We start from the raw sequence: 15,611 nt of genomic DNA on the forward strand, positions 1-15,611 counted from the left end.
GCACCTGCCCACCATCGGGGCCCGGGGCGTCGCCCACGGGGCCGACGCCGCGGCCGACGCCGCCTGCCACCTCTACGACGCGGTCGCGCCCCGGGGCGCCGACGGGCCCGCGGGCTGGAGCCGGACCGCCGCCGAGGACGCCGCCGAGGCGATCGAGACCACCGCGCACGCCCTCGCGCACATCGGCCCGGGCGCCGCGGTCGTCCTCGCACCGGTCCACGCCGCCCTCACCGACCTGCGGCGCCGGCTCGGACTGCCTCCCGCGGACGTGCTGAGCGCCGACGGGCTCCCGGCCGCCCCCAGGACCGTCGGCAACCCGCGGCGGACCCGCCGGGTCCGGGGCCTCACCCCGCCTTCGCCCCGGCAACCGCCTTCGCGTACAACGTCCTGACGTCCGCGCCGAAGTAGGAGCTGTAGGACGTGTCGGCCGTGTCGCCGCCGGTCTTCCAGCCGCCGATCACCCCGATCACGTCACCCGTCCCGCGCTTGGCGTCCAGCCGCAGCAGGAACGGTCCGCCGCTGGTTCCACCGGGATAGCCGGTGCAGTTGACGCGCAGGAACGATCCGGGGATCCGTGCGTCGCGGCTGGTGAACTTCGTCGTCCGGTTGACGCACAGCCGCGGCCGGGCGGCGGAGGCCGGGTAGCCGATCAGCGAGACCCGGCTCTGGGCGTAGGCGGCGCCGGTGACCAGGCGGTTGCCGCCCACCACGTCCTGCACCCGGCGGCCGCGGGAGTCCCGCCCCACCTGGGCGAAGGCCACGTCGAGGGTGGCGGCGCGGTTCGGCCCGCGGGAGCGGTAGCGCGGGTCGATCCAGATCCTGGGCCGCTTGCCCGCGTCCCGCAGGACGGGGAACATGCCGTACGGCCGGGGCTTGGCCCGCGTGTACTTCGGTACGAAGGCCACCTGCCGGGAGTCCGGGCCGAGCAGGCAGTGGGCGGCGCTGAGCACCAGGTCGCGGCCGGGGGAGGCGACGACGCTGGCGGTGCAGAAGTAGGCCCCTCCCGCCTTCATGACGAACATCCGGCCGACGACGGGGAGCCCCCCGAAGTCCTGTCCGACCCCCGGGCCGGCCGCGGCGGGCAGCTCCGGTACGACCGGGCTCAGCGGCGACTTCGGGATCACGGGTGGCGGCGGTTCCGACGGGGTGGACGAGGGCTCCGTCACCGGTGAGGGGGTGGGCGCGGCCGGGGTCCCGGATTGCGCGGGGGGCGCCACCGGGGCCGGAGCGGGAGCCGGTGCTCCGGGGGCGGGCGGCTCGGCGCCGGGCGGTTCGGCGTCGGCCGGTGGCGGGCTCACGTTCGCGGCGGGCGGGGAGGCCGGGGCGGGGAGTGGCGCCGCTTCGGGGAGTGGCGCCGGTTCCGGGAGCGGCGCCGGGTCCGGCACGGGCACCGCCGCGGCCATCCGCTCGGGGGTCCAGAAGGCCGACGCCTCACGGGCGGACCAGAGCCCGGCGGCCGCCGTGCCGGGGCTCCCGGCCTCGGCGGCGGGCAGCGGCCCGGCGGAGACCAGCAGTGCGGCGGCTGCCGCGGCCAGGATCAACGTACGTCGCATGCGCAGCTCCCAGGGGGAAGGGGGTCTCGGGCGAGGGGGCGGGGGCAGGCACCAGCCGTGCCGTGTCCCCGGGACGGGCGGGAACGGACCGTACGGCGCCTGGCCGGGCGGAACACGGAGGGACGCGGAGGGAGCGAGCGGCCCCGGGGCCGTGCCCCGGGCCGCGGCGTCGGGGTCGTGCGGCGGGGCGGTGGTCGTGCCGCGTGGCCGGGAGCCGGGGCGCGTGACGACACGTCCAGTGCCCTGACGGCGTAGGTCCACCGGTTCGCGCCACCCGGCACGGCACCTCGCCGCGTCGTCGGACCGCGCACGCACGTCCGGGACGAGCCGTGATCCGCCGCCGCGCGACGCACCGCACCGGACACCGCGACCCGGCACGCCTTACCGGCCGCGGCACTAGACGGCCTGGGGGAAGCGGAAGAGGCGGCCGGGGTCGTACGCGCGCCGGACGGCCTCCAGGCGGGGGAGGTTCGGGCCGTAGTAGGCCGCGCGCCAGCCGGTGAGTTTCGGATCGGCGTAGTTCTGGTATGCACGGCCGCTCGCCCAGGGGCGCAGCCCCTCCCAGAGCCCGTCCAGCCAGCTCTGGTGCCGGGCGGCCTCGGCGGCGGGGGCGGAACCGGGCCAGTAGACGAGGTACTGGGCGAGGAAGGAGCCGCCGCGGTGGACGAAGGCGGTGTCGGCCGGCCCGACCCGGTTCACGGCGCCACCGCAGACCCCGTCGAACTGCACGACTCCCGTGCCGCCCCGGGGAACCTCGGAGGGGTAGCGCCGGACGGCGTCGAGGACCGCGCCGACGGCCGCGTCCGTCAGCCCCGCGCCCGCCCAGAAGTCGCAGCGGGCGGCGTACGAGTCCCGGCCGAGCCGCCCCAGCGGGTCCCGCCCGGGCAGCGTGCCCGGCAGGCGGCACTGCGCGGGAGTCCGGTCCAGGCAGCCCGACATGGCCCGTACGGTGTCGCCGTAACCCCGTACGACCACCCAACTGTCCCGCACCGGGCGGCCGACCAGGTCGGCCAGCCGGGTCAGCTGCCGCTCGAGTTCCGCGCGCCCGTCGAGGCACACCACCCGGACGGCCGGGGCCGCCGCGGACCCCGGGCCGACCGTGAACTCCACCTGACTCCAGAACGGGTCCGGCAGCCCGCCCAGCCAGCGCTGCCAGCCGCGCAGGAGAGCCGCCGAGTCCGCGGCGGGCCAGTGGAGCTCGGCGAAGGCGCAGTCGCCGACCGCGTGCGCGGCGAAGCGGAACTCGGTGACCACCCCGAAGTTGCCGCCCCCGCCGCCCCGCAGGGCCCAGAACAGGTCGGCGTCCCGGTCGGGGCCGACGTCGCGCACGGAGCCGTCGGGCGTGACCACCCGGGCGCCGGTCAGCCGGTCGGACGTGGTGCCGTGGGCCCGGGAGGCCAGGCCCAGGCCGCCGCCGAGCGTCAGTCCGGCGATGCCGACCGAGGGGCACAGCCCGGTGGGGACGCCGAGCCCCCGCGCGGAGAGGACGGCGTTCAGGTCCCCGAGCCGCGCGCCCGCGCCGACGCGCACCCCGCCGCCCGTGACGGACACCGCCGCCATGGCCCCGGTGTCGACGACCAGCCCGGCGGCGCTGGTGGACCAGCCGGCGTAGCTGTGCCCGCCGCCGCGCGGGACCACGGGCACGGCGGAGCGGCGGGCGAAGTCCAGGCAGGCGGCGACGTCGCCGGCGTGCGCCGGATACGCCACCGCGGCCGGTGCGACGGCGTCGTAGCGGGGCTGGAAGAGCTGCCGTGCCTCGGAGTAGTCCCGGTCGCCCGGCAGCACCATCCGCCCGTCGATCCCGCGGGCCAGCGCGCCGAAGTCCGGCCCCCGGCCCGCCGCCGCCCCGACGGACGCGAGGACGGCCGCGGCGGCGCTTCCCAGGACCCGGCGGCGATGGAGGCTCATGCCCCCTTCCTGCCACCGGGCGGGCCGATCGGCGCGAAGGCGGGCCCACGCCGCCCTGGCTGCCCCCCGGACGGCCTACAAGGGAAACGATTCGCTTCGTCATACATCCAGATACATCCGGATGCATTTGGATACATCCGGCACGGCGGACGCCCCCGCCCCAGGGGAGTGCCGCCGGCCCCGGTCAGCGCGCCGCGGGCGGACGCGGCAGCAGCGGATTGGGCAGCTCCGCCCACTGGTCACCCGGCACCCCCGGACTCAGCCGCATCAGGGTGAGCGCCTTGGTGGGCAGCGGGCCGGTCAGCAGGGCGCCGGTGTCGGCGGTGGCGGGCAGGCCGGCCGCCTCGGCGAAGGCCCCGGCGAAGGCCCCGGCCGAACCGGCCGTGGCGCCGAGCGAGCCCGTCAGCAGGGAACCGAAGAGCTTGCGCCGGAGCACGCCGACGTCGTCGGTGACCAGCCGCCCGGACAGCGGCGGCACGGGCAGGCCGTGCCGCCGCAGCCGGGCCGGGCTGATCCGGATGTCGGCGAGGTCCCGGTAGACCAGCCTGACCGGGGCACCGGCCGGGGAGAGGACCACGAGGAGGTTCTGCCCGTGGGCCTCCAGGGCCACCCCGAGGTCCAGGACGCGCAGGCACACCGACAGCGCGAGCCGCGCGAACCCGGCCCGCCAGGAGGCCGACCGCGCCGGCGCAAACGCCGCCAGGGCCGCCACCGGGAGCACCCGTTCCCCGGCGGCCGCGTCCGCGTACGCCTCGGGAGGTTCGCGCAGCACGGCCGCCAGGTCCGGGCTGTGCGCGGCCGCCGCGCCCAGCGTGCGGGTGATGTGCAGCCGCCCGTCGAGGCGTTCGGACAGGCTCTGCGCGAAGGCGGACACGGCCGCCGCCGTCTCGATGGAGTAGCCGGAGATGTCGCGCACGGAGGACGTCAGCCGGGTGCTCAGCGCCGTCTTGACGTGCGGGCCGCCCCCCTCGGGCGCCAGGGTGCGCAGGGCCATCAGGGGATGCGCCGCGAACCCGGCCCGCACCCGCTCCGTGCCCAGGACGTGCGCGGCCTGCCACGGATGCACCGGGACCAGGATCCGGCCCGCGTCCCGCAGCCGGTCCGGCCACTCCCCGGTCACCAGGCACTCCTCGGCCCGTACGGCGACCAGCCCGAGTTCCACCACCGGCCGGTGCTCCGGCGCGTACGCCAGCTCCTCGGCCACCGAGAACCCGGGCCGGGAGCGGCAGTTGGGGTGGTACGGGTGCCCGTCGACCACCCGCTGCTCCCACTCCCGGGTGGTCAGCGCGGCCGCGCCGGGCCCGGAGGGGGGCTGCCCGGCGCGGGAGAGCGCGAGGGAGGCCGTACTGCCGTCCAGCTCGGCGGCGAACTCCGTGCCGTGCGGCACCCCCAGGGCGGCGACGAGCCGCGCGGCCTGCCGGTAGGGCCTCCCGTCGAGCAGCAGCTCCTCCACGTACGGCCCGGTCGCGTACGCGTCCGGCTCCGGCCCCTCCAGGCGGGAGCCCCCGGCCAGCAGGACGGTCAGCGATCCCGGCCCCCGTTCCCGGGCCGCCACCCACGGCAGTGGTTCGAAGGCCAGTGCCCGCCACAGCCGGGTCAGCACGGCCGCCCGGGCGCCGCCGAGCGCGGCGGCGTACGCGGGGCCGAGCGCCGGGCGGACACCGTCCAGTTCGACGGCGACGGCCTCTTCGGCCGGGGTGGCGGGGACGTGCACGATGCGGCTCCGGGGGTCGGAATGGCGCTTTACAGGATGATCAAGTCATCATCGCGGATACTGAAGATCACAGCCGGTGGTACGCCCCGCGGACCTCCGGCGCACCGGATGGACCGAATGGAACCAGTGGACCTCAACGCCGCCGCCGACGCGTACGCCGCCACCCCGCTCCTGAACTGCCTGCTCAGGGAGGCCGCCGAACCCCAGGGCGCGGGCGTGCACCGGCTGCGGGGCAGCGGACGGCTGCTGCGGGTACGCGGCGGACGCCGGCCCGTCCGGCCCGAACTGCGCACGGCGGACGGCTGGTGCCCGCTCGGCCACACCGACCTCGTCAAGCTCACCTCCGACGAACTGCGCCGGTACACCGGCACCGCGAACGACGAGCTCCCGGTCGAGATCGCCGACAGCCGGGCAGCGGTCGCCGCGCTGCTGGCGGCGCGGGCGCGGGCGGAGCCCTCCGGGGACCCCTTCGTCCGCTCCGAGCAGTCCCTGCTCATGGGCCACCCCCACCACCCGGCCCCCAAGTCCCGGGGAGGGGCTCCGGCGGCGAGCTGGCTGCCGTACGCGCCGGAGGCTCACGCCCGCTTCCCGCTGGTCTTCCTGGGAGTGCGAGAAGACCAGGCGGCGGAGGAGGGCGGCCCGGCCGCGGCCGGCGCCCTCGACTCCCTCACCGGCGTGCTCGACGGCCCGCGCCCGCCCGCCGGCTACCGGCTGCTGCCCGCCCACCCGTGGCAGCTCGAACTGGTCGGCGCCCGGCCGCAGGTGCGCGCGGCCTTCGCCGACGGGCGGCTGCTGCGACTCGGGGAGAGCCGGCGGCCGGTCTGGCCCACCGCGTCGATCCGCACCGTCTACGCACCGGATCCGGCCGCCGACCTGTTCGTGAAGTTCAGCCTCGACGTCCGGATCACCAACGACGTACGCAGGCTGTGGCGCCACGACCTGCTCCGGCTGCGCGGCACCGACACGGCGGTCGAGGCCGGCTTCGCCGCCCTGCGCCGTACCGGTTCGACGGCGGCCTGGCTGGCCGACCGGGGCTACCGGACCGCCGGGTTCGCCTTCGAGGAACTCGCCGTCCTGCTCCGCGACGGCCTGCACGCGCACGTGCTGCCCGGGGCCACCCCGCTCGCGGCGGCCGCTCTCGCCGAGGGCTGGCCCGGGAGCCCGCTGGCGGGGGCGCCGGACCCGGCGGGCTGGTGGCGGGCGTACCTGCGGCACGTGGTGCCGCCGGTGCTGGAACTGTTCGCCCGGCACGGGGTCGTCCTGGAGGCCCACCTGCAGAACACCCTGGTCGCGGTGGACGGGTCGGGCCTGCCGGTACAGGCCCTGTTCCGGGACGCGGAGGGCGTCAGACTCCTGTCCGGGCTCGATCGCACGGCCGCGTGGCAGCGGCTGGTGTACTGCCTGGTGGTCAACCACCTCATGGAGATCGCCGGGGCACTGACCGAGCACCATCCGGACACCGCGCCGCACGTGTGGCCGGCGGTGCGGGAGGAGTTCCTGCGCTACGACGCCACGCGAGGGCTCCCCGAGATCGCGGAGCTGCTGGCCGCGCCGTCCCTGCCGGCCAAGACCAATCTGCTGCTGCGCTGGACGCGGGCGGACGGCGCGGACGCCCGCTACCTGCCGCTGCCGAACCCGCTGCGGGTGTAGGGCGTCGCCTCGGAGGGGACGCGCGGCGGTGGAGTGCCGGGGCGATGGCGTACGGGGCGCGGGTACGGGCCGGGGGGTTCGGAATCGGCCAACGTGGACCGCGATCCCGGTCCGCTCTCACTCAGAGGTATAGACCAATGCTACGTTGGTCGGGCAGACCGCGCAGTCCTTGACCACCCGTCAGAGGAGAAGCCATGCCCTCCCCTTCGCGGGGCGGCGGCCCGGCCGCCATGCCCAAGTACCAGCGGATCGCCGCAGCCCTGCGCGGCGATCTCGACCGCGCCGCGCACACCCCCGGAGCCACGCTGCCCTCCGAGCGCAGCCTCGCCGCCCGCTACCAGGTGAACCGGCAGACCATCAGGGCCGCGCTCCAGCAGCTGCGCGAGGACGGGCTCATCGTCACCGGGCGCCGCGGCACCCGGCCCGCGGTGGATCCGGCGCCGGCGGAAGCGGCCGCGGCCGAGCCCGCCTCCGCCGACAGGCCGGCGGCAGCCCGCCCCCCGGCTCCGGGATCCGTGTGTGTGACCGCCGCGGCCTTCACACAGAGCTGGCTGACCCTGGTGACCGTGCCGCCCTCGCTCGCGGGACTCCTCGGCATGGGCGGCGGATCCCGCACCCTGGTCCACCACCAGCGCGACCACGGCCCGGCGGGGGAGACCCTGCGGCACGCGGCCACGTACTTCAGCCCCGCGGTGACCGCCGCCGACCCCGAACTCGCCCGCTACCGCGAACGGGTGACCGACGTCCGCGACGAGGACCTTGAGCCGCTGCACCGCTGGCTCGACCGGATCCAGGCGCAGGGGCGGGTCGCCGAGACCATCACCATGACCCGCACCAGCCACCCGCCGACCGCCTCCCCGGTCTGCGGCCTGAGCGTGCGGCGCACCCTGCACGACACGGCCGGCCGGCTGCTCGCCGTGACCGACCTGTCCTTTCCGACCTGGGACCGCCTGACCTTCCACCGGGACCGCCGCGACCACGCGGCCACCGGCTTCCGGGTCACGTAGGGCGTACGCACGCCACGGCGCGGCGTCCTCCGGTCGGCCCGCAGGGGTGACGGCCGGGCCCGCACCGGTGACGGCCGTCGCCGCAGGGGTGACGGCCGGCCGGGCGGGCGTTCACGTCACCAGGTGCAGCGACGTCTCCGCGATGCCCAGCCGCACGCTCTGGCCCCAGGTCAGCTCCAGGGAGTCGGCTTCCATCCCGTCGCCGAAGACCACGATGCGGTCCGACTCCACCGTCAGCCGCAGCTCCTGCCCCCGCCCCAGCTCACCGGCGACCTTCGTCGTACCGGTCGCGGGGGAGGGCCAGGCTTCGCGTACGAACCACAGGAGCCGCCGCTCGCCGGGGGCGGGCAGCCTCGCCGGGCCGCCGCGCTCCAGCCACAGGGAACGCAGCCAGCCGGTGGCGCCCGTGCCGGTTCCCACCAGTACCCCGGAGGACGCCTGGGCCTCGCCCGGACCCTGCTCGCCGCCGGAGCCCAGGCGGTATCGGGCCGTCTGGTGCCCGACCGATCCCAGATAGATCTCGTTCAGCGCGAGAAGGCGCTGGGTGTCGTCGGCGACGGCCTCGACCATGGTCAGCTCCTCCGCCCGGCCTCCGGCGGCGGTCGCCGCGCGCAGCAGTGCGGCCGTGTCGGCGCAGCGGTGGCGGACCAGGACCCCCGGGTTGCGCCCCGGATCGCTGTCGATGCCCACCACCGGCTGTCCGCGGAGGTACTTCGCGGTGTTGGCGACCAGACCGTCCTGGCCGACCACGACCACCACGTCCTGCGGTGCGAACAGGAAACGGTCCAGGTCCGCCCGCTCCACCCGGGAGCTGCGCCAGGTGAGCGGCACCGCCGCCGCCACCTCGCGCAGGGCCTGCCCCGTGCGCTCGTGGCGGCGGAACACCTCGTCGATCGAACGGCCCCGGCTGGAAAGGAAGAACGCGGCCTGCCCGTGCGTCCCGTGCCGGGCGAGCAGCTCCTCGTACTCGGTCCTGCGGTGCACGAGCACCGCCCGCGGGGCCAGGCTCACGCGCCCGCGCCGCCTTCCGGACGCCCGAGCTTGCTCAGGAGTCCCGTGAGGACGTCGGGGGAGAGCGTGATGCTCTCGATCCGCGGCAGGTTCTCCGCAAGCCGGGTCACCGCCAGGGCGTGCAGCGTGCCCGGACCGGCCTCGTCGTGCACGCGCAGCCAGGCGGCCTGGACCTCGGCGCGCGCCGCTCCCGTCTCGCGCGCCGCCTCGGCGTCCGCACGGGCCAGGCGGACCTTGCGGGCCGCCTCTGCCTCGGTCCTCACACCGTCCGCCGTCGCCTTCTCCTCGGCCTCGCGGCGGGCGTTGATACCGCGCTGATCGACCAACTGCTCCTCGCGCCGGGCCAGTTCGATCTGACTCGCCAGCTCGTTCTCGGCGATGGCGCGCTCGCGCTCGACGGCGACGGCCCGCCGTTCGTAGGTGGCCCGGTCCGCCTCCTGCTGGATCTGCTCGCGGGCCGGGGTGCGCAGGGCCCGCTCCACATCGGCCTCGGGGCGGATCGCCACGACCCGTACCGCGACCACGTCGATGCCGGTGGCCGGAAGCCTGGGCTCGTCGGCGAGACCGGAGGCGACCCGCTCCCGCACGGAGGCGACACCGTCCACCAGGGCGACGGCCAGCGGGGTCCGGGCCAGCACGTCCAGCGCGTGCTGCTGCGCGGTCTCGGTGAGGAGGGTGGCGATCTGCTCCAGGGGCGCGCCGCGCCAGCTCCCGGTGTCGGGGTCGACGGAGAAGTCGAGCCGGTCCGCGGCCTCGGCCGGATCGCTGATCCGGTAGGTGACGGTGGCCTGCACGGCGACGTCCTGGAAGTCGGCCGTACGGGCGTGGAACGCCATGGCCAGTTCCCGGTCGTCGACCGGTACTTCGGAGAGCGCCGCCGACAGCGACCGGTACCAGAAGCTGAGCCCCCGCCCGTCGTGGACGAGCCGGCCGCGCTTGTGGTGGCGGATGTGGACGGTGGGCGCGGAGCGCAGATGACGCCAGCCGAAGCGCCGGGTGATGTCGGCCATGGCGAACCCCCTTTATTTCGTCAACGCGACGATAACGAGACCCGCCTATATCGTCAAGGGGACGAAAAGGGGCGGCGGCTGCGGATCCGGGGTGTCGCTCGCCGAGTGCGGGAGTACGTTCGGCCGTACGGGGTGCGGCCTCGGCCAAGAGGGCCGCGACGGGGGTCGCATCCCGACGGCTCCCCGTGCCGATGGGATCACGGCGCGACCGGGCGCGTTCGCCGGCAGGTGAGGTTTCCCACAGGTCAGGCGACCGGCGACACCCGGTCCGGGGCGGAGTCGGTGGGGGTGGGGGGTGCGGGGGCGCCGCGGTCGGCCGTCGAGTCGTCCTCGCCCAAGGCGGCGTCCGCGTCATCCGCGTCATCCGCGTCGCCCGAGTGGTCCGCGTCGCCCACGTCGTGCAGGCCGTCGACCAGGGCCGGGGCGTCCGGGTCGGCGGCGGCGCCCGTCAGCAGGGCGAGCAGGCCCGCCACCTGGACCCCCGCCTCCGCGGGGTGGCGGAAGACCGCGCCGGTGGAGATCTCGTACCGGTTGCGCCGGCCGTCGCGGACGCGGCTCAGGTACCCGTCCGCCTCCAGGTCCGTGACGATCGTCTGGACCGTGCGCTCGGTCAGTCCGCACATGGCGGCGACATCCCTGAGACGAATGGCCGGGTCCCGGGCGAGAGCCACCAGGACGCGGGCGTGATTCGTCAGAAATGTCCAGTTTTGGCGCTGAGACGTGCTCCCCATGCACTCATGATGCGTTAAATGATTCAGGTGACGCAAGACGTGAAATGTATTTCTGGTGTTTCTTGACGTGTGAGCAGATGCGGTCCACCATCTACGGCAGTCAAGGTCCCGCGCCGCAAGCCGACCAGCCCAAGGAGCGAACCCCATGCCGGTCCCTTCCCCGTCCACCCGTGCCTCCACCCCCACCGCGACCTCCGTTCCCCAGCCCCGCCGCGGCGGGGAGGCCGCCCGCACGGCGGGCCTGCCCCGCATCGCGGAGCCCCGAGAAGTGGCCCCGGGTGACGCGCGGGAACTCTCGAAGGTCTTCTTCCTGCGCCTGCGCGAGCTGACCGAGGGCACCCCGGAGTACCAGTACGTCCGCAACACGCTCATCGAGATGAACGCCTCACTCGTGCAGTACGCCGTGCGCCGCTTCCGCAACCGCGCCGACGGCGGAGACATCGAGGACATCGTCCAGGTGGGCACCATCGGCCTGATCAAGGCCATCGACCGGTTCGACCCGGCCCGGGAGAACGAGTTCTCCACGCTGGCCATGCCGTACATCACCGGCGAGATCAAGCGGCACTTCCGCGACACCTCCTGGGCCGTGCGCGTCCCGCGCCGCCTCCAGGAGCTGCGCATCGACATAGCCAAGGCGAAGGAAGAGCTGACGACGACGCTCGACCGCGCGCCCACCGTCGCGGACCTCGCCGGCCACCTCGGCCTCTCGGACGAGGAGGTCATAGAGGGCCTCGTCGCGGCCAACGGCCACACCAGCGGTTCGCTGGACGCGCCGCACGCCGAGCACGGCGACGGCCCCACCGAAGGTCACACCCTCGCCGACGTGATGGGCGAGGAGGAGCCGGCCATGGAACTGGTCGAGGACATCCAGAGCCTGGCGCCGCTGCTGGAGCAGCTCACCGACCGCGAGCGCCGGATGCTGCAGATGCGCTTCGGGGAGGAGCTGACCCAGGCGCAGATCGGCGCCGCGCTCGGCATCTCCCAGATGCAGGTCTCCCGCCTGCTGACCCGTCTCCTTGACCACCTGCGGACCTCGATGCTCGAGGACCGCGACGCACCGGCCCGGGCCGCGGCGCTCTCCGCCGACCGGGGCTGATGCGCCCGCAGGACCCTTCACCCGGCGGGAGTCCGCCGGGTGAAGCGGTGCCACCAGTGGTACCGGCGCGGATGCACGGCCCGGCCCAGCCGCCGCCCGAGGAACAGGTACCCGAGCAGCGCGCCCGACGTGTTGAGGATCACGTCGTCGATGTCGAAGGCCCGGCCCGTGACGAGCGCCCCCTGCACCAGCTCCACGAGGACCATCACGACCGTCGTGCACACCGCCACCCGCGCCAGTCCGCGGGCCTGCGGCACCAGCACCGGCAGCAGCACCCCGAACGGCACGCCCAGCAGCAGGTTCCCGCCGACCTGGCGCGCCGCCTCCCGGGCCGTGCCGTGGTCCAGGTAGGCGCGGATCGACTGCCCCGGGTGCACGTTGCTGTACGTCAGGGCGACCGAGGCCGGTGACGGCTCCAGCGTCAGCCGGGCCAGGACCACGCTGAACGCCACCGTCCCGGCCAGGGCGGCCAGCATCGCCGCCGCCCGCACCGCCGGGTGGGCGGGCGCCTTGTACTCGGGTGCGGTTCCGTTCTGCCGGGCGGCCGCCAGCCGTTCCTTCACCGCCCGCCGCGACTCCTCGGCCCCCTGGGCCCCGTCGGGCTCCCGCGGCGCCCGCGTCTCGCGCCGCCCGTCCGTCTCGCGCGGTGCGGCCTGCGCCGGCTCCGCCACCCGCTTCACGCCTGTCGGCCGCGTCACATCCGGTGCGAGCGTTCCGGGCCCCGCGGCCTCCGCTCCGGCGGTCCGGCCCGCGCGCAGCCGGCTTCCCCAACTGGGCCTCGTCATCGCCTTGCTGAACGGTTTCATGGCCCCCGCTTACCCGGACTCCGCCGCTCAACCCCCGTCGCGGCCGGATATTGGCGGCGTTCCCGCCCCGCACGTGAGGTGGATCACCCCTCCGTTTGCCGGTGTGAATACCGGGCAGGGTGGCCGCCGGAGCGGAACCACGTACTCCGGCGCAGCGCGCCGGACGCGCGGCGCACGCGGGCCGATCCCGTCCCGCTCCACGGCCCGCCGGCCTGCCCGGCGCCCGCCGTGTCCCGTACGACTCGTGAGGTGTATGTGTCCACGCTCCAGGCCGAGCACGTCTACAAGGTGTTCGGAAGACGACCCGCCGACGCCGTGCGCGCGCTCGAAAGCGGCTCCGGCCGCGACGAGCTCCGCGCCGACGGCACGACGGCCGCGGTCATCGACGCTTCCTTCAGCGTCGAGCCCGGCCAGATCTTCGTCGTCATGGGTCTGTCGGGGTCCGGCAAGTCCACGCTGCTGCGCATGCTGAACGGACTGCTCGAGCCCACCGCGGGGCGCATCCTCTTCGATGGTCAGGACCTCACGGCGCTCAGCGCGCGCGAGCTGCGCCGCGTGCGCTCGACGAAGATCTCCATGGTCTTCCAGCACTTCGCGCTCTTCCCGCACCGCAACGTCCTGGAGAACGCCGCCTACGGGCTGGAAGTACAGGGAATCGAGCGCGCCGAGCGCGAGCGCCGCGCCGCCGAGGCGCTGGCCCTGTGCGGGCTCGAAGGCTGGGAGAAGTCCTGGCCCGACGAGCTCTCCGGCGGCATGCAGCAGCGCGTCGGCCTCGCCCGCGCCCTGGCGACCGACGCCGACCTGCTCCTGATGGACGAGTCCTTCAGTGCCCTGGACCCGCTGATCCGCCGCGACATGCAGGACCAGCTGCTGGAGCTCCAGCGACGCCTGAAGAAGACCATCGTCTTCATCACCCACGACCTCAACGAGGCGATGCGCCTCGGCGACGGCATCGCCGTCATGCGCGACGGGCGCATCGTCCAGCAGGGCACCGCGGAGGACATCCTCATCCGCCCCGCCGACGAGTACGTCGCCTCCTTCATCCAGGACGTCGACCGCTCGCGCGTGCTGACCGCCGACGCCGTCATGGACGTCCCCGACGCGGACGCGGACGCCTGCGACTGCCCCACCGTCTCCGCCGACACCCCGCTCGCCGACCTGTGCGCCGTCAGTGCCCGGGTCCCGCACCCGGTCGCCGTCACCGACGGGAACGGCGCCGTGGTGGGCTCCGTGCCGCAGGACCGGCTCATCGCCTTCATCGGTGACGAACAACGGCCGCCGATGGCCTGCGCGGAGGTGGCGGCCTGATGCCCCGTCTGCACCTCGGCGCCTGGGTCGACAGCGGTGTCGACTTCCTCCAGCGTCACCTGACCTGGCTCTTCGACGCGATCAGCGCGCTCGTCACCGGCCTCTACGACGGCATCGACGCCGTCCTCTCCGCCCCCCACCCGCTGCTGTTCGCAGGCATCCTGGCCGTCGGCGCCTGGTGGCTGCGCGGACTCCTCGCGGGCCTCCTCGCCTTCGCCGGCCTCGCGCTCATCGACTCCGTCGACCTGTGGTCCGACGCCATGTCCACGCTGTCGCTGGTCCTGGTCGCCACGCTCGTCACGCTGGTGTTCGCGATCCCGCTCGGCATCTGGGCCTCCCGCTCCGACCGGGTGAGCGCCGTCCTGCGCCCCGTCCTGGACTTCATGCAGACCATGCCGGCCATGGTCTACCTGATCCCCGGCATCATCTTCTTCGGGGTCGGCGTCGTACCCGGCATCATCGCGACGATCATCTTCTCGCTGCCGCCGGGCGTCCGGATGACCGAGCTCGGCATCCGCCAGGTCGACTCCGACCTCGTCGAGGCCGCCGACGCCTTCGGCACCACCCCGCGCGACACCCTGGTCCGCGTCCAGCTGCCGCTGGCGCTGCCCACCATCATGGCGGGCATCAACCAGGTCATCATGCTGGGCCTGTCCATGGTCGTCATCGCCGGCATGGTCGGCGGCGGCGGACTCGGCGGGGCCGTCTACCGCGCCATCGGCAACGTCGACATCGGCCTCGGTTTCGAAGCCGGCATCTCCATCGTCATCCTCGCCATGTACCTGGACCGGATGACCGGGGCACTGGGCCGCCACGTCTCCCCGCTCGGCCGGCGCGCCCTCGCCAAGGCCCGGTCCGCCGCGACCGGCGCCGCCAAGGTCTGGAACCACCGGCCCCAGCCCGCCTACGCCGTCTCCGGGGCCGTCGTCCTGGCCCTTGTCGCGGGCGGCCTGAACACCTTCGCCGCGGACGAGGAGACCGGCCCGGCCGGCGCCGCGAACATCGGCAAGGGCCGGACCGTCTCCGTCGGCTACATCCCCTGGGACGAGGGCATCGCCTCCACCTTCCTCTGGAAGGAGCTCCTGGAGCGCCGCGGCTTCAAGGTCGACGCCCGCCAGCTGGAGGCCGGGGCGCTCTACACCGGCCTGGCCGGCGGCCAGCTCGACTTCCAGACCGACGCCTGGCTGCCCGTCACACACGCCCAGTACTGGGAGAAGTACGGCAACAAGCTGGAGGACCTCGGTTCCTGGTACGGCCCCACCTCGCTGGAGCTGTCCGTGCCCTCGTACATGAAGGACGTGCGCTCGCTCGCCGACCTCAAGGGCAAGTCCGCGCAGTTCAAGGGCCGGATCATCGGCATCGAGCCGAGCGCCGGCGCCATGTCGATCCTGAAGGACAAGGTGCTGGCGGAGTACGGCCTCGAAGGCGAGTACGAGGTCGTCGACGGCTCCACCCCCGGCATGCTCGCCGAGCTCAAGCGGGCCTACGACAAGAAGGAGCCGGTCCTGTCCGTGCTCTGGTCCCCGCACTGGGCGTACTCCTCCTACGAGCTGACCAAGCTCGAGGACCCCAAGGGCGCCTGGGGCAAGGGCGACGGCATCCACACCCTCGCCCGCAAGGGCTTCGCCGCCGACGAGCCCCAGGTGGCCGAGTGGCTGCGCTCCTTCAAGCTCACCGAGGAGCAGCTCACCGGCCTCGAAGCGAAGATCCAGGAGACCGGCACAAGGTCGGCGAGGACCTCGGCCGCCGGCGGAAGGCGGCGACGGGCACCGACTGGAAGTCCTTCTCCAGCTACCTCCCCGAGGACGTCCAGCGGG

Annotated in this window: 13 protein-coding genes; 6 read left to right on the forward strand and 7 right to left on the reverse strand. The window is 74.7% G+C overall.

Annotated features, from left to right (window positions below; all coding sequences use genetic code 11):
• Positions 1-391 (forward strand): hypothetical protein (locus ABT106_RS26095; protein WP_351281841.1); only part of this gene is annotated, 391 nt, incomplete at its 5' end.
• On the opposite strand, the gene ABT106_RS26100 is transcribed toward ABT106_RS26095, so the two are convergent.
• The 3 genes from ABT106_RS26100 to ABT106_RS26110 all read right to left on the reverse strand — a co-directional run bounded on the left by ABT106_RS26100 (position 345) and on the right by ABT106_RS26110 (position 5,175).
• Positions 345-1,553 carry a trypsin-like peptidase domain-containing protein gene (locus ABT106_RS26100; protein ID WP_351281843.1) on the reverse strand — a complete coding sequence of 403 codons (1,209 nt, stop codon included), beginning with the start codon at positions 1,551-1,553 and terminating at the stop codon, positions 345-347. The genes ABT106_RS26095 and ABT106_RS26100 overlap by 47 nt on opposite strands.
• 396 nt (positions 1,554-1,949) lie before the next feature.
• Entirely contained in the window at positions 1,950-3,461 is a 1,512-nt protein-coding gene (locus tag ABT106_RS26105; RefSeq protein WP_351281845.1) for an FAD-binding oxidoreductase, read from the reverse strand.
• A gap of 184 nt (positions 3,462-3,645) precedes the next feature.
• The gene (locus tag ABT106_RS26110) at positions 3,646-5,175 is read right to left on the reverse strand and encodes an IucA/IucC family protein (RefSeq protein WP_351281847.1); all 1,530 of its coding nucleotides are present in this window, start codon (positions 5,173-5,175) and stop codon (positions 3,646-3,648) included.
• Between the two features lie 108 nt (positions 5,176-5,283).
• On the opposite strand from ABT106_RS26110, the gene ABT106_RS26115 reads away from it, so the two are divergent.
• Positions 5,284-6,825 carry an IucA/IucC family protein gene (locus ABT106_RS26115; protein ID WP_351281850.1) on the forward strand — a complete coding sequence of 514 codons (1,542 nt, stop codon included), beginning with the start codon at positions 5,284-5,286 and terminating at the stop codon, positions 6,823-6,825.
• 194 nt (positions 6,826-7,019) lie between these two features.
• Entirely contained in the window at positions 7,020-7,832 is an 813-nt protein-coding gene (locus ABT106_RS26120; RefSeq protein ID WP_351281853.1) for a winged helix-turn-helix domain-containing protein, read from the forward strand.
• Positions 7,833-7,943: 111 nt separating this feature from the next.
• Here the strand turns inward: ABT106_RS26120 and ABT106_RS26125 are convergent, their stop codons facing one another.
• The 3 genes from ABT106_RS26125 to ABT106_RS32200 form a co-directional block, all read right to left on the reverse strand.
• The gene (locus tag ABT106_RS26125; RefSeq protein WP_351281855.1) at positions 7,944-8,843 is read right to left on the reverse strand and encodes a hypothetical protein; all 900 of its coding nucleotides are present in this window, start codon (positions 8,841-8,843) and stop codon (positions 7,944-7,946) included.
• Positions 8,840-9,853: an SPFH domain-containing protein gene (locus tag ABT106_RS26130; RefSeq protein WP_351281857.1), complete on the reverse strand. Its 1,014-nt coding sequence runs from the start codon at positions 9,851-9,853 to the stop codon at positions 8,840-8,842. Before ABT106_RS26130 ends, ABT106_RS26125 begins: the two co-directional genes overlap by 4 nt.
• A 245-nt stretch (positions 9,854-10,098) precedes the next feature.
• Positions 10,099-10,836 (reverse strand): helix-turn-helix transcriptional regulator, encoded by a 738-nt coding sequence (locus ABT106_RS32200; protein WP_502979482.1) that lies wholly within the window; start codon positions 10,834-10,836, stop codon positions 10,099-10,101.
• Here ABT106_RS32200 and ABT106_RS26140 point away from each other — a divergent pair.
• Positions 10,730-11,680, forward strand: a complete 951-nt coding sequence (locus ABT106_RS26140) for a SigB/SigF/SigG family RNA polymerase sigma factor (protein ID WP_351281860.1) — start codon at positions 10,730-10,732, stop codon at positions 11,678-11,680. The genes ABT106_RS32200 and ABT106_RS26140 overlap by 107 nt on opposite strands.
• A 17-nt stretch (positions 11,681-11,697) precedes the next feature.
• Here the strand turns inward: ABT106_RS26140 and ABT106_RS26145 are convergent, their stop codons facing one another.
• Positions 11,698-12,378 (reverse strand): VanZ family protein, encoded by a 681-nt coding sequence (locus tag ABT106_RS26145; protein WP_351281862.1) that lies wholly within the window; start codon positions 12,376-12,378, stop codon positions 11,698-11,700.
• A 363-nt stretch (positions 12,379-12,741) separates the two neighbouring features.
• Here ABT106_RS26145 and ABT106_RS26150 point away from each other — a divergent pair, with 363 nt between their 5' ends.
• Together ABT106_RS26150 and ABT106_RS26155 are read left to right on the forward strand one after the other, a co-directional pair.
• On the forward strand, positions 12,742-13,794 hold the full coding sequence (locus ABT106_RS26150; protein ID WP_351281865.1) for a quaternary amine ABC transporter ATP-binding protein: 1,053 nt from the start codon (positions 12,742-12,744) through the stop codon (positions 13,792-13,794).
• Positions 13,794-15,611 (forward strand): ABC transporter permease/substrate binding protein (locus tag ABT106_RS26155; RefSeq protein ID WP_351281868.1); only part of this gene is annotated, 1,818 nt, incomplete at its 3' end. The genes ABT106_RS26150 and ABT106_RS26155, both read left to right, overlap by 1 nt.

The sequence above is a fragment of the Streptomyces sp. NPDC002044 genome (genome assembly GCF_040296725.1).
GTDB classification, from domain to species: Bacteria; Actinomycetota; Actinomycetes; order Streptomycetales; family Streptomycetaceae; genus Streptomyces; species Streptomyces antarcticus.

Bases quoted from the DNA above. Each gene is read 5' to 3' on its own strand.
- ABT106_RS26100 (WP_351281843.1), bottom strand. From the start codon at position 1,553: ATGCGACGTACGTTGATCCTGGCCGCGGCAGCCGCCGCACTGCTGGTC.
- ABT106_RS26105 (WP_351281845.1), bottom strand. From the start codon at position 3,461: ATGAGCCTCCATCGCCGCCGGGTCCTGGGAAGCGCCGCCGCGGCCGTC.
- ABT106_RS26115 (WP_351281850.1), top strand. From the start codon at position 5,284: ATGGACCGAATGGAACCAGTGGACCTCAACGCCGCCGCCGACGCGTAC.
- ABT106_RS26120 (WP_351281853.1), top strand. From the start codon at position 7,020: ATGCCCTCCCCTTCGCGGGGCGGCGGCCCGGCCGCCATGCCCAAGTAC.
- ABT106_RS26130 (WP_351281857.1), bottom strand. From the start codon at position 9,853: ATGGCCGACATCACCCGGCGCTTCGGCTGGCGTCATCTGCGCTCCGCG.
- ABT106_RS26140 (WP_351281860.1), top strand. From the start codon at position 10,730: ATGCCGGTCCCTTCCCCGTCCACCCGTGCCTCCACCCCCACCGCGACC.
- ABT106_RS32200 (WP_502979482.1), bottom strand. From the start codon at position 10,836: ATGCGGGGCAGGCCCGCCGTGCGGGCGGCCTCCCCGCCGCGGCGGGGC.